The sequence below is a fragment of the Actinomadura coerulea genome, from assembly GCF_014208105.1.
GTDB lineage: Bacteria > Actinomycetota > Actinomycetes > Streptosporangiales > Streptosporangiaceae > Spirillospora > Spirillospora coerulea.
On sequence record NZ_JACHMQ010000001.1, the window covers coordinates 5,179,823 to 5,192,528 of the forward strand.

Below are 12,706 nucleotides of genomic sequence, written 5' to 3' on the forward strand. Positions count from 1 at the left end.
CGCCGCCTCCAGCGGGCGCTCCCGCTACCTTCCACCCTATGGACATCGCGTCGTTCCGGGCCCTGCGCACCCCCTCCGGTCAGGCGCTCCTCAAGGAGGCGGCCGAGGCGGACGTGAGCGAGGACGGCCTGCTCACCACGGCGTCGCGGCTGCGCGAGCGGCACGATCCCCCGCTCGTGGCCGCCGCGCTGACGCAGGTCCGGTTGCGGCAGAGGGCACGGGCGAAGTTCGGGGCGGACGCCGACCGCATGTACTTCACGCAGGCGGGGCTTGAGCAGTCGACGCGCGCGAGCGTGGCGGCCTACCGCGCCGGAAGGTTCGCGGACCGCCTGCCCGGCGCGCGTGTGCTGGAACTGGGGTGCGGGATAGGCGCCGACCTCATCGCCCGAGCGCGCGCGGGCCTGGCCGGGGACGGTGTGGAACTGGACCCGTTGACCGCCGAGGTGGCCCGCGCCAACGTGGCCGCCTTCGGATTGGACGGTCTCGCCTCTGTCCGGGTCGGGGACGCCACTGAGGAGGACCCGTCCGGGTTCGACGCGGTCTTCGCCGATCCTGGACGGCGCACGGCGCGGGGCCGTGTCTTCGACCCCCGTTCGTATGAGCCGCCGCTCGACGTCGTCCTGTCCATGGCCGGCCGGGTACCCGCGGCCTGCGTGAAGGTCGCGCCCGGCATCCCCCACGAGGCCGTACCGGACGGCGCAGAGGCCGAGTGGGTCTCGGTCGGGGGCGAGGTCAAGGAAGCGGCCCTCTGGCTGGGCGAGCTGGCCGGGGATGTGGGGCGGCGGGCCACCCTCCTGCCGTCCGACACCCATCCCTCGGGATCTGAGCCCTTCTCGGAGACAGAGCCTGAGGTGTCGACCTTGACTCCCCGTGGGCTGGACGCCCCGGACGTACGCCCGTGGGGCCGTTACCTGTACGAACCTGACGGCGCCGTGATCCGGGCCCATCTGGTCGGCGAGGTCGCGGAACTGGTCGGCGGCGGCTTGGCGGACCCCCACATCGCGTACGTCACGTCCGACGAGCTGCGCCCGACCGCCTTCGCCTCCGCCTACGAGGTGGAGGACGTGCTGCCGTTCTCCGTGAAGCGGCTGCGCGCCGAGCTGCGCCGCCGCGAGATCGGCGTGCTGACGGTCAAGAAGCGCGGGTCCGCCGTCGACGTCGACCGGCTCCGCCGCGACCTCGGCTTCGGCGGGCGCCGGGCGGGACGCGGCGCCAGGGAGCTGACCCTCGTGGTGACGCGCGTGGGACGCGATCCCGTCGCGTTGCTGACGCACCCCGTCGCCGGGGCCTGACCGATCGGCCTCCCGGGGCCTCCCCGGCCGGTCGCGGGGGCCTGACCCGCCCGGGGCGGGCCCGTCCGGCAACCCTGCCCAAAGATCTCCCACTCGGCCGCGCAACGCCAAGCGGGACCGGGCGACGCGCCATGGCGGTGCAAATCATCGACGCTTTCCGGCATTGCGCGCACCAGGGATTGCGGCCGCCCGGCAAGGGCGCGGCGCGGCGCGGGAATCGGCGCGCCGAGATCAACCGCCGCGAAAACACCAAGACAGGTTCACCGGCCGGGACGCCCGTCCCCCAAAAGCCCTCCCGAAAAGGCCCGGAAGCCGCCCCTCGGCATCACGCCCGACGCACACGCGTCAGACCGGTGTAGCCGTCCGCGGGGGTCGGGAACTGCCGATGTTGGACGAGATGTACGGACAGAACGGCACCCGGAACGCCGGACCCGTCCCGCACCGCCCGCACTCCCCACCCCATCTATCCCCCCAATAAGGGCAATAGCCGTGAAGCGGGAAGCCAACCATGCATTCGGTGATACCTCGCTATCCCGTCTAGTCGGATAACAGGCGCATTCCGCAGAACTCGCAATCTTCTCTGCTACCCGTTTTGGCCGCGCTCTACACGCACTACAGTGGCCACTCCAGAGATTCATTTGCCGGCGTCATTTCATCGCGCCGGCACACGAAGGAGCATCGGGTGGAAACGAATCACAACTTCCTGCAGACGGGGGGTCAACCGGTCTCGGATCGGATGCGGGAGTTGCTCGCCCGTGCGGCGCAGGACCACGTCTACGAACAGCGCTCACAGGGTCAGGTCCTCGATGAGATCCGCCAGCGCCTGGAAGGCATGGAGTGGCTTCTCCGTGAGGTCCGGGAGCGCGAGCTCAGCGGGCTGACCGGGCAGATCGAGAGCGTCCGCGGGCAGGTCGACGACCTGTCCGGCAAGCCCCCTGAATGGGCCGAGGGCCTGGCCGAGCACATCGAGGCGTTCGGCGAGCGGGTCAAGCCCGTCGCCGAGCTGCCCGCGCTGTGGGCCGACGTCGGCGTGGTGGCCGAGAACGTCGACGAGGGCCTCACCCGCATCCAGGCCGTCCTCGACTCCGCGCAGCAGATCACCGACGCCACGCAGCAGGCGTCGCAGCGCATGGACGAGATGGCCAAGCGGCTGGACAAGCTCCAGGGCAGCATGGAGGCCGCGTCCGTCCGCTTCAACCGGCTCGACAAGTCGCTCGCGGAGCTCGGCCACCGGTCCGAGCGGCTCGAACACTCGGTCAACGGGGTCACCTCACGGGTCGACCAGGCGCTCGGCGAGATGGCCGAGCGGATGGAGCAGGGTCTTGAGGCGGTCAGCGGCCGGGTCGAGGGCGTCGGCGGCCGCCTCGACGGGCTCGACGGGCGGCTTGACGGCGTCGACGGACGCCTCGAAGGGGTCTCGGGCAAGCTCGGCGGGCTGGACGGCCGGTTCGAGAGCATCGACGGGCGCCTCGACGGGCTCGGCGAGCGGATCAACCGGCTGCCCGCCACGCTGGAGATCGCCGAGGTGCACCGGCTGCTGGCCGAGCTCGCGCGGCGCCCGGCGGCCGAGTACGGCGACCGGTTCGACGCGCTGGAGAAGCACCTCGCCGAGGCCGTCGACCCGCTGATCGAGGAGCTGCGCGCCCGGCCGGACCGCGACGAGGTCAAGGCCACCATGTCGCAGATCGCCGAGACCGCCTACAGCGACGTCGCCAAGCGCATGGACGAGTTCTCCCGCCGGTTCGAGGACGTGCACGACGACGTCCGCAAGCGCATCGAGAACATCCACGAGGAGGTCGCCAAGCGGGTCGACAGCGCGCTGGAGGAGTTCACCACGCAGGTCGACATCGTCTCCCGCCGCGTCGAGTCGGTGAACGCCGACGTCGCCAAGCAGGTCGAGTCCGTGCACAGCGAGATGTCGCGGCAGGTCAGCGGCGTCCACCACGACTTCGGCAAGCGGATCGGCGACATCCACCAGGACGTCACGCGGCAGGTCGGCAGCATCCACGACGACGTCGCCAAGCAGGTCGGGACCATGCAGGAGGACGTCGCGCGGCAGGTCGGCGGCGTCCAGGCCGAACTCGCGAGGCGGGTGGAGATCATGCAGGACGAGGCCGCGCGGCGCGCCGACGCGGCGCAGGCGGATTTCGTCAAGCGCTTCTCCCATGTCGAGGACGAGGTCGGCCGGAAGATGGACGGCGTCCACGACGATGTGTCCAAGCAGGTCAACGCGGTGCACGAGGACGTGCTGAAGCGGCTGTCCACCCTGGAGGAGACCATGCTCGCGCTCGCCGAGGCGCTGCTGCGTCCCCGCCGCGAGACCAAGGACTGACGAGCGTCCGGGTGGGGCCGGCGCGGGCCCCACCCGGCACCCCCGGATGCCTCCCGGTATCCGCGGCATTCGTCCCGCGATCCGCCGGGACGACCGAAGATGCTTCCTTCATGTCACCCCGATGACGTGCGTTTTGTTACTTTCCGTCTTCGCAAAATCACTCCCAATACCCTTCGGAATCCGTTTTCATGGATCAGGTGACCCACCTACCGGCTCCCTGCCTGCCGACCGGCGTCCCGCCCGGGCACACCACCCTGCGATGGGTGGAGGAGTGCCTCGGCAAGGGCGCCGAGGTCCGCATGGTGCGGCCCCTCGCCGGCGGCTCCGCCCACGCCAACCACGCCCTCCTCGTCGAGAGCCGCTCCGGCGAGGCGCACCACCTCGTCCTGCGCCGCTGGACCTCCCGCGAGTCCGCTCCCCGCCGCTGCTACGGCGACGCCGAGTTCTCCCCCGAGCGCGAGATCGCGGCGCTCGCGCTGCTCGCCGGCCGCAAGATCCCCGCACCGTCCCTGGTGGCCGCCGACCCGTCGGGCGCCTACTGCGACGTCCCGGCGCTTCTCATCACCCGGCTCCGGGGCCACCCGCCGCGCCCGTCCCACGACGACCTGCCCGAGTACCTGATCCAGCTGGCCGCCGCGCTGCTGTCGGTGCACGAGCTGAACGGCGCGTCCACGATGCCGCCCTACGTCCCGCACAACCACCTCGACGTGCGGCTCCCGCCCAAGCACGCGCTCCGCCCCGACCTGTGGGAACGCGCCTTCGAGGTCGCCGCCCGCCCCGCCCCGGAGGCGCCCGCCCGGTTCATCCACCGCGACTACCACGCCGACAACACGCTGTGGTCCTACGGCAGGCTCACCGGCATCGTCGACTGGTCGGACGCCTCGTCCGGCCCCGTCTCGGTCGACATCGCCTGCATGCGCCGCGGCCTGGCCCTGCGGTACGGCCCGTCCGTCGCCGACCGCTTCCTGTGCTCCTTCGACCAGGTCTCCGGCGGCCACGCGCACGACCCGTACTGGGACGTCCGCGGCCTCCTCGACCTGCTCCCCGAGGACGGCGTCCGCATGATCGACGAGCCCCAGGTCCCCCTCTACGAGGACTACCTCGACCGGCTCCTCGCCCAGTGCTGAGGCTCGCCCGGTGCCGGGACGCCGCCTCGCGGGCGGTCAGGGCAGGGTGACGGCCTCGATCGGGAGGCTGGAGTCGGCGGGCAGTTCCAGATCGGACGGGCCGACGCCGGAGGCGACCAGCTCCGATCCGAGGGCGGCGACCATGGCGCCGTTGTCGGTGCACAGCTTCGGGCGCGGGACCCGCAGGTGCACCCCGGCGGCCGCGCAGCGCTCCGCGGCGAGGGCGCGCAGGCGCGAGTTGGCCGCGACGCCGCCGCCGATCAGCAGGTGGTCGACGCCGTTGTCCTTGCAGACCTTCAGCGCCTTCTGCGTCAGGACGTCCACGACGGCCTCCTGGAAGGACGCCGCGACGTCGGCGACCGGGACGGGCTCGCCCGCCCGCTCCTTCGCCTCGACCCAGCGCGCCACGGCCGTCTTCAGGCCGGAGAACGAGAAGTCGTAGGTGCCGTCGTTGTACTTGCCGCGCGGGAACGCGATCGCCGCCGGGTCGCCCTCGCGGGCCATGCGGTCGATGACGGGACCGCCGGGGAACCCGAGGTCGAGGACGCGGGCGACCTTGTCGAAGGCCTCGCCCGCCGCGTCGTCCACCGTGCTGCCCAGGGGGCGGACATCGCCCGCCACGTCCGGGACCAGCAGCAGGGAGGAGTGCCCGCCCGAGACCAGCATCGCCACGCACGGCTTCGGCAGCGGGCCGTGTTCGAGCTGGTCGACGCACACGTGCGCGGCCAGGTGGTTGACGCCGTAGAGCGGCTTGCCGAGCGACAGCGCGTACGCCTTGGCGGCGGCGACGCCGACCATCAGCGCGCCCGGCAGCCCCGGGCCCGCGGTGACCGCGAACGCGTCCACGTCGCCGAACGCCACTCCGGCGTCCGCGAGGGCGCGCTCGACGGTCGGCCCCATGGCCTCGAGGTGCGCCCGCGACGCGACCTCCGGCACGACGCCGCCGAACCGGGCGTGCTGGTCCACGCTCGAGGCGATCGCGTCCGCCAGCAGCGTGTGCCCGCGCACGATCCCGACCCCGGTCTCGTCGCAGGACGTCTCGATGCCGAGCACCAGTGGCTCGTCCCGAATCACGTGTGTCTCCCTGTCTCGCCGTTCGCCCTGTCCGCCCGCCCGCCTCCGGGGCGCCTTCTGCCGGTCCGCCTCATTCGGCTCTGGTGAAGCCCATGGGCGGGCGGTCGCGGAGCTTGCGGCACATGACGATCGCGTCCACGTCCGAGGGCTGGTAGTAGCGCTTGCGGATGCCGACCCGCTCGAAGCCGAACCGCTCGTACAGGCGGTGGGCGGCGTCGTTGTCGGCCCGGACCTCCAGGAACACCGACTCGCTGCCGCGCCGTACGGCCTCTTCCAGCAGGGCGGTGAGCAGCACCGCGCCGATGCCGCCCTTGCGGCGGTCCGCGCGGACGCCGATGGTCTGCACGTCGGCCTGCCCGCCCGCCGCGGCCAGGCCCGCGTAGCCGACGATCTCGCCGCCGGGCGCCTCCGCGACGACGTAGTACCGGGTGCGGGGCTGGTCGGCGAGCTCCCCGGCGAGCATCTCCTCGCTCCAGGTGTCCTCCGGGAACAGCGCCCGGTCCAGCCGGTGGACGGCCGGAAGGTCCGCGGCGGTCATGGGCCGCAGGACGACGTCGCTCACGCCGGCGTCACCTTCTTGCGGGGGCCCGGCTCCTTCGCGTCCGGCCTGCGCAGGTAGAGGGGCTCCGGGGGCAGCAGCTCGGGGCCCTTCAGCCCGGACAGCCGCGCGACGACGAGCTCGGCGAGCGCGCCGGCGGTGGGCAGCAGCGGCTCGTGCCCGGCCTCGCCGAGCACCTCCGGGTACAGGGCCGCGCCCTCGCCCACGACGGGCAGCCCCTCGGGCGCCCCGTCCAGGACGTCCGCCGCCGGGCCCACGGCGGGCTCGGTGGCGCGGAACCGCGCGGAGTCGTACCGCGCCCAGTAGACCTCTTTGCGGCGGGCGTCGGTCGCGACGGCGAACGGCCCGTCCCGCTTCGTGGCCCAGGCCATGATGTCGAGCGTGCAGACGCCGTGCACGGGGACGCTGAGCGCCTCGCCCATCGCGCGGGCGGTGACCAGCCCGACCCGCAGGCCCGTGTAGGGCCCCGGCCCGACCCCCACGGCGATCGCGCTGAGATCATCGGGCGCCGCGCCCGCCTCCGCCATCACCTCCGCGATCGACGGGGTGAGCAGCTCGGTGTGGCGCCGCCGGTCGACGGCATCCGCCAGGCCGCGCGGCACCGCGCCCTCGCCCGGGGTCCACTCGTACAGCGCCACGGTGATCGCGGCGGTCGCGGTATCGAAAGCCAAGACCAGCACGGGTTGTAAGCCTACCGGCCGCCGGCGCGCAGTGGTCCGGCTCCCGCCAGACGGTTCAGCGCCGGCTCAGCGCGGTGACCACGGCCTTGGTGACCTCGGTGGCGCCGTCGGTGGCGGCGTCCGACGACAGGGGGTCGCCCTTGTCCGAGCCCGAGTAGTGGACGGTGACGAGGACGTTGGCGACCCGGACGTTGCCGACGGCCTCGCCGGAGCCCTGGTTGTCGTCCACGCTGTAGACGATGTAGCCCTCGTCGCCGACGCCGGTGAGCCGGAGCTTGTCGGTGAGCTCCTGCCCGGCCAGCAGCGCCTTGCCGGACTCGTCGGCGGTCCGCTCGGCGGCGAACGTCCTGCGGGCGGCGTCCGTGGGCGACGCCGCGCCCCCGGCCGCGATCGCGCGCAGCTCGATGGTGAGCTGCCGCCTCTTCTCCCCCGCGTAGGCGCCCCAGACGCACTGGTTCTGCTGATCGCCGCCCTGGTAGTTGTCGGCGTCGGTGCGCTCGGAGTCGGGCGCCAGCCGGCTGATCAGGTCGTCGCCGACGATCGTGCAGGAGTCGGGGACGGCGGTGCGCTCCCCTCTGGCCGCGGAGGAGTTGTCCGTGGCGCCGCTGCCGACGATCTGGCCGGTGCTCTTGTCGCCGCTCGCGCCGACGCCCGCCAGGACGGCGAACGCCGCGAACCCGCAGACGGCGACACCGGCGGCGACACCGCCGAGGACGACGGCCCAGCGCCGCCCGGTCCGGCGCTCGCGCGCCCGGTGGCTGCCGGTGCGGTATCCGCCGCTCCCACCGCGATGGGTTCCGCCGCCCGCCCGGTACGCACCGCCGTCAGTGGGGTACCCGCCGCTCTCGGCGCCGTACCCGCCGCCGCCCGTGCGGTGGCCGCCGCCACCGGTCTCGTACGGCCCCGTCTCACGCTGGTACGGACCGCTGCCCGGACGTCCGGAGGAGTACCGCTCGTACCGGTCGTCGCCCGTGCCGTTCCCACCGCCGTCCGGCCGGTAACCGCCGCCTGATCCCCGGCCACCGCCCGAAGCGCGGTAGCTGTCGCGGTAATTCCCGCTGCGATGGCTACCACTCACCGCCCCACTCCCGTTCGGAATCGATATGTCGCGAAGGTGAGGTTCGTTCCGGCAAAGAGTACGACATCAAGCCGCAAAATGGACCAACCGGCTAGGCAAAAACCGTAGAAGTTGCCAGATCCAGGTCATTCGGGGCCGAGTTGCAGGTCCGACCAGCGATCACCGACCCCGACGATCCTTACCTCGCGCCCCTCGCCGGGGCCTTCTCCGCGAGAAATGATCACTTCCAGCCGGTCGTCGGCGAGGCCCTCGGCGAGCCCTTCTCCCCATTCCACGATCGTCACCGAATCCTCGACCGACGCGTCGAGATCGAGATCGTCCAGTTCCGCGAAACCGCCCAGCCGGTAGGCGTCCACGTGCACCAGCGAGGGGCCGCCGGCCAGCGACGGATGCACCCGCGCGATGACGAACGTGGGCGAGGTGATCGGGCCGCGCACCTTCAGCCCCTCCCCGATGCCCTGCGTGAGGGTCGTCTTGCCCGCGCCGAGGTGGCCCGTCATCACGAGCAGGTCGCCCGCCCGCAGCAGCCCGGCCAGGCGCAGGCCGAGCTCGCGCATGTCCTCGGCGGTCGGGACGGTGACGGTGACGGCTTTCACGCGGTGCGCTCCTCTTCCTCGTACGCGGGACGGACCCGTTCGACCAGCCGGCGCAGCCCCCCGGTCACCACGCCCGGGTACTCCAGCGGCAGCACGTGCCCGGCCTCCTCCACCTCTACCAGTTCGGCGTCCGGCAGCGCCGCGGCGATCCGGCGGGCGTGCTCCGCGGGGGTCAGCCGGTCCCGGCCGCCCGCCAGCACCAGCGTCGGCACGCCGCGCAGGACGTCCAGACACCCGATCTTGTCGTGCGCCATCAGCGCCGGGTAGTACTCCGCGATCACGTCGATCGGCGTCTCCCTGATCATCTGCTCCAGGAAGCCCACCACCGAGGGACTGACGTACTTGTCGGCGAACGCCATCTTCCGCGTGACGACGAACGCCAGGTCGGCGCCCAGCCCGCGGGCCTTGTCGACCAGCTCGGCGCGGCGGCCGAGGCCGCGCAGCGTCCCCGGGGCGAGCGGCCGGACGGCCTTCGCCAGCAGCAGCGGCAGGCCCAGCGTCATCTCCCCCATGTCGCCGCAGGAGGTGTTCACCAGCGCCACGCCCACGACCCGCGACCCGAACAGCCCGGGATGCCGGTCCGCCAGCGCCATGATCGACATACCGCCCATGGAGTGCCCCACGAGGACGACCGGGCGGTCCGGCGGAACGGTCGCGTCCAGCACCGCGCGCAGGTCGTCGCCGGTCTGCTCGATCGTCGCGTCCCCCGGCCTGCCGCGTCCCGAACGGCCGTGGCTGCGCTGGTCCCAGAACACCAGCCGCAGCGAACCCCGCAGGTCTCGGCGCTGGTAGTGCCACGAGTCCTGGTTGAGGGTGTAGCCGTGGCAGAACACGACGGTGAGGTCGGCGTCGTCGGGGCCGTCCACCTCCACGTGCAGCGGGACGCCGTCGTCCGCCCGGACGGCCAGCTCCCGCCCGCGCAGTTCGCCGAAGGGCTCGGCCGCGTCGGGGTCCGGGCGCAGCCGCACCCGGCCGACGGCGAGGTGCCGCAGCCCGACCGCCGCGCCCACCCCCGCGGCGCCCACGCCCGCGACGACACCGGCGAGGCCGATCCTGCGCCTGTTCCTGCTGTCCATGCCCGTGCCCCCTACAGCCCCCCTCCCGGGTACGCCCTCGGTACCCGGGCTCCGATGCGGGTGACGATCTCATACGAGATCGTCCCCAGTGCCTCCGCCCACTCCTGCGCGGTCGGCTCGCCCCGGTCCCCCGGGCCGAACAGGACGATCTCGTCCCCCGCCGTGAGCGGGTCGTCTCCGATGTCGACGACGAACTGGTCCATGCAGACCCGCCCCGCGATCGTCCTGCGGTGCCCGCCCGCGAGGACCTCCAGGACGTTCGACCCGTTCCGCGGGATGCCGTCGCCGTACCCCACGGGCACCACGGCCAGCGTGGTCTCCCGCTCGGTGTGGTAGGTGTGACCGTACGACACTCCGCTGCCCGCCGGAACCCGCTTGACCAGCGCCGCGTCCGCCACGAGCGTCATCGCGGGCCGCAGCCCGAACCCGCCGAGCGCCGGCACCGGCGTCAGCCCGTACGTCGCGATGCCGGGCCGGACGAGGTCGAACCGCGCCTCCGGCAGCGTCAGCGCCGCCGCCGAGTTCGCGAGGTGGCGGACCTCGAACCGCGCCCCCGCCTTCTCCGCGTGCGCGACCATCTCGGTGAACGCGCCGACCTGCGCCGCGATCGAGGGGTGGCCGGGCTCGTCCGCGCAGGCGAAGTGCGACATGACCCCGGCCACCCGCACGTGCCCGGTGGCCTCCGCCTTGAGCGCCGCGTCGACCAGCGCCTCCCACCCGTCGCCCCGCGCACCCCCGCGCGACATGCCCGTGTCGGCCTTGAGGTGGATCCGCGCCTCGCGTCCGGACAGCTCCGCCGCCCGGACGACCTCGTCCAGCAGCCAGACCGCCCCCACGGTCAGGTCCACGTCCCGCGCGACGGCCTCCTCGTAGGGCTCGCCGGGAACGCCGAGGCAGACCAGCGTCCGGACGGTGATGCCCGCGTCCCGCAGGCGCAGTGCCTCCGCCAGCTTCGCGACGCCCAGCCAGGACGCGCCGCCGGCGAGCGCCGCCCGGGCGGCCTCCACCAGCCCGTGCCCGTACGCCTCGGCCTTCACCATGGCCATCACCTCGGCGCCCGCCGCGCGCTCGCGCAGCACCCCGATGTTGTGGCCGATGGCGCCGAGATCGACCCGTGCCTCCGCAGGAACCCTCATGGTCACCCAGTCTGCCGTCCCCACCCCCATGCCCGCGCCTCATCTCCCAGGTCACGCCCGGCGACCCGCGTTGACTTGCGGCGTGTTGCCCTTAACTGCGCCCTCATAAGGGCAACACGCCGCAACTCGACGCCGGGCCTGCGGCTAGCCCTGCACCGTTCTGAAGGCGGGTTGGAGGGCTTCGATCACGTCTTGGGCGGTGATGGGGGCCTCGGGGCCCGGGGCGGGGGACGCGGCCAGGCGGGCGGCGAGGCCGTGGAGGTAGGCGCCGGCGGCGGCCGCGTCCAGGGCGGGCATGCCGCCGGCGAGCAGGGCGCCGATCAGGCCGGACAGGACGTCGCCCGTGCCGGCGGCGGCGAGGCGCGGGGTGCCGGTCGGGTTCACGCGGACGGGGCGGTCCTGCTCGGCGACGAGGGTCGTGGAGCCCTTGAGCAGGACGGTCGCGGAGAGCTCGGCGGCGGCGCGGCGGACGTGGTCGAGGCGGGCGGCCTCGATGTCCTCGCGGGCGGCGTCGACGAGGCGGGACAGCTCGCCCGCGTGCGGGGTGAGGACGGTCGGGGCGGCGCGGCGCAGCAGGTCGCGGCGGCGGGCGAGGACGGTGAGGCCGTCGGCGTCCACCAGCACGGGCAGATCGGTGGTGAGGGCGGCCTCCAGCAGCGACTCGGCGGCGTCGCCGGTGCCGAGGCCGGGGCCCACGACCCAGGCCTGGACCCGCCCGACGCGCGCCAGGACCCCCGCGTCGTGGCGGCCCGGCTCGATGACCGTGGTGACCGCTTCGGGCCAGCGGTGCCGGACGAGCTCGACCGGGCGGGCCACCGAGGCGAAGCGGACCATGCCGGCGCCGCCGCGGACGGCGCCGCCGGTGCTGAGGACGGCCGCGCCGGTGAACTGGTCGCCGCCGGCGAGGATGCCGACGACGCCGCGGCGGTACTTGTCGGACTCGGGGCGGGGCTCGGGCGGGGCGATGTCGGCGGGCCGGGCCGCGACGACGTCGGGGTCGGGCAGGTCGGGGCCCAGCCCGATGTCGACCAGTTCGACCACGCCGCAGTGGGCCGCGCCCGGGTCGATGAGCAGGCCCGGCTTGTGCGTGCCGAAGGTGACGGTGACGTCGGCGTGGACGGCCGCGCCCTCGACGCGCCCGGTGCTCGCGTCGACGCCGCTGGGGACGTCGCAGGCGACGACGAGCGCGGCGGACTCGGAGGCGAGCGCGGCGTAGCCGGCGTGGGGCTCGCGGAGGCCGCCGGAACCGCCGATGCCGGTCAGGCCGTCGATGATCAGGTCGGCGCCGGCGATCGCGGCCTCGGCCTCGGAGTCGAGCAGGCGTCCGCCGGCGGCGCGCAGGTCCGCCAGCCCGCCCGGGTGGATGCTCGACCCGGCCTGGACGGCCCGGACGCGGGCGCCGCGCCGGGCGAGGCGGGCCCCGGCGTACAGGGCGTCGCCGCCGTTGTCGCCGCCGCCGACCAGCAGGACGACGCGGGCCCCGTACACGGCGGGCAGGAGGCGCGCGCAGACCGAGGCCAGCCCGGCGGCGGCACGCTGCATCAGGGCGCCGTCCGGCAGGCGGGCCATGAGGGCCCGCTCGGCCGCCCGGACCTTGCCGACCTCGTGCGCGTACCTCATCCGCGGCTCCCCAAGTCGATCACACACTTAGAGTGCCACGTGGGGACCGTCCGCAACCTCGGGCAGGGGTGATCACAACTTGCACCGCAAGTTTCGGTGTCATGTGCGTAAAAGAATCTTCAGCCGTAGAATCCTG

At 73.6% G+C, this 12,706-nt stretch carries 11 protein-coding genes; 3 read left to right on the forward strand and 8 right to left on the reverse strand.

The genetic code is table 11. The features are described 5' to 3' along the window. Positions 1 to 38 precede the first annotated feature (38 nt). The 3 genes from BKA00_RS23685 to BKA00_RS23695 all read left to right on the forward strand — a co-directional run bounded on the left by BKA00_RS23685 (position 39) and on the right by BKA00_RS23695 (position 4,751). Entirely contained in the window at positions 39 to 1,292 is a 1,254-nt protein-coding gene (locus BKA00_RS23685) for a class I SAM-dependent methyltransferase (RefSeq protein ID WP_185028390.1), read from the forward strand. 682 nt (positions 1,293 to 1,974) lie between these two features. Further along, on the forward strand, positions 1,975 to 3,624 hold the full coding sequence (locus tag BKA00_RS23690) for a hypothetical protein (protein ID WP_185028392.1): 1,650 nt from the start codon (positions 1,975 to 1,977) through the stop codon (positions 3,622 to 3,624). A gap of 188 nt (positions 3,625 to 3,812) precedes the next feature. Continuing rightward, positions 3,813 to 4,751: an aminoglycoside phosphotransferase family protein gene (locus BKA00_RS23695; protein ID WP_185028394.1), complete on the forward strand. Its 939-nt coding sequence runs from the start codon at positions 3,813 to 3,815 to the stop codon at positions 4,749 to 4,751. Between the two features lie 36 nt (positions 4,752 to 4,787). Here BKA00_RS23695 and tsaD read toward each other — a convergent pair whose 3' ends face one another. The 8 genes from tsaD to BKA00_RS23745 form a co-directional block, all read right to left on the reverse strand. Then, positions 4,788 to 5,825: a tRNA (adenosine(37)-N6)-threonylcarbamoyltransferase complex transferase subunit TsaD gene (tsaD, locus tag BKA00_RS23700; protein WP_230298920.1), complete on the reverse strand. Its 1,038-nt coding sequence runs from the start codon at positions 5,823 to 5,825 to the stop codon at positions 4,788 to 4,790. A 70-nt stretch (positions 5,826 to 5,895) separates the two neighbouring features. Next, entirely contained in the window at positions 5,896 to 6,387 is a 492-nt protein-coding gene (rimI, locus tag BKA00_RS23705) for a ribosomal protein S18-alanine N-acetyltransferase (RefSeq protein WP_268248226.1), read from the reverse strand. After that, the gene (tsaB, locus tag BKA00_RS23710) at positions 6,384 to 7,064 is read right to left on the reverse strand and encodes a tRNA (adenosine(37)-N6)-threonylcarbamoyltransferase complex dimerization subunit type 1 TsaB (protein ID WP_185028396.1); all 681 of its coding nucleotides are present in this window, start codon (positions 7,062 to 7,064) and stop codon (positions 6,384 to 6,386) included. The genes rimI and tsaB overlap by 4 nt, the downstream gene beginning before the upstream one ends. 55 nt (positions 7,065 to 7,119) lie before the next feature. Continuing rightward, entirely contained in the window at positions 7,120 to 8,142 is a 1,023-nt protein-coding gene (locus BKA00_RS40005) for a hypothetical protein (protein ID WP_268248227.1), read from the reverse strand. 125 nt (positions 8,143 to 8,267) lie between these two features. Next, the gene (gene tsaE / locus BKA00_RS23730) at positions 8,268 to 8,738 is read right to left on the reverse strand and encodes a tRNA (adenosine(37)-N6)-threonylcarbamoyltransferase complex ATPase subunit type 1 TsaE (protein WP_268248228.1); all 471 of its coding nucleotides are present in this window, start codon (positions 8,736 to 8,738) and stop codon (positions 8,268 to 8,270) included. Then, entirely contained in the window at positions 8,735 to 9,814 is a 1,080-nt protein-coding gene (locus tag BKA00_RS23735) for an alpha/beta fold hydrolase (protein ID WP_185028402.1), read from the reverse strand. The genes tsaE and BKA00_RS23735 overlap by 4 nt, the downstream gene beginning before the upstream one ends. 11 nt (positions 9,815 to 9,825) lie before the next feature. After that, on the reverse strand, positions 9,826 to 10,950 hold the full coding sequence (gene alr / locus BKA00_RS23740; RefSeq protein WP_185028404.1) for an alanine racemase: 1,125 nt from the start codon (positions 10,948 to 10,950) through the stop codon (positions 9,826 to 9,828). 144 nt (positions 10,951 to 11,094) lie between these two features. After that, on the reverse strand, positions 11,095 to 12,570 hold the full coding sequence (locus BKA00_RS23745; protein ID WP_185028406.1) for an NAD(P)H-hydrate dehydratase: 1,476 nt from the start codon (positions 12,568 to 12,570) through the stop codon (positions 11,095 to 11,097). Positions 12,571 to 12,706: the final 136 nt, after the last annotated feature.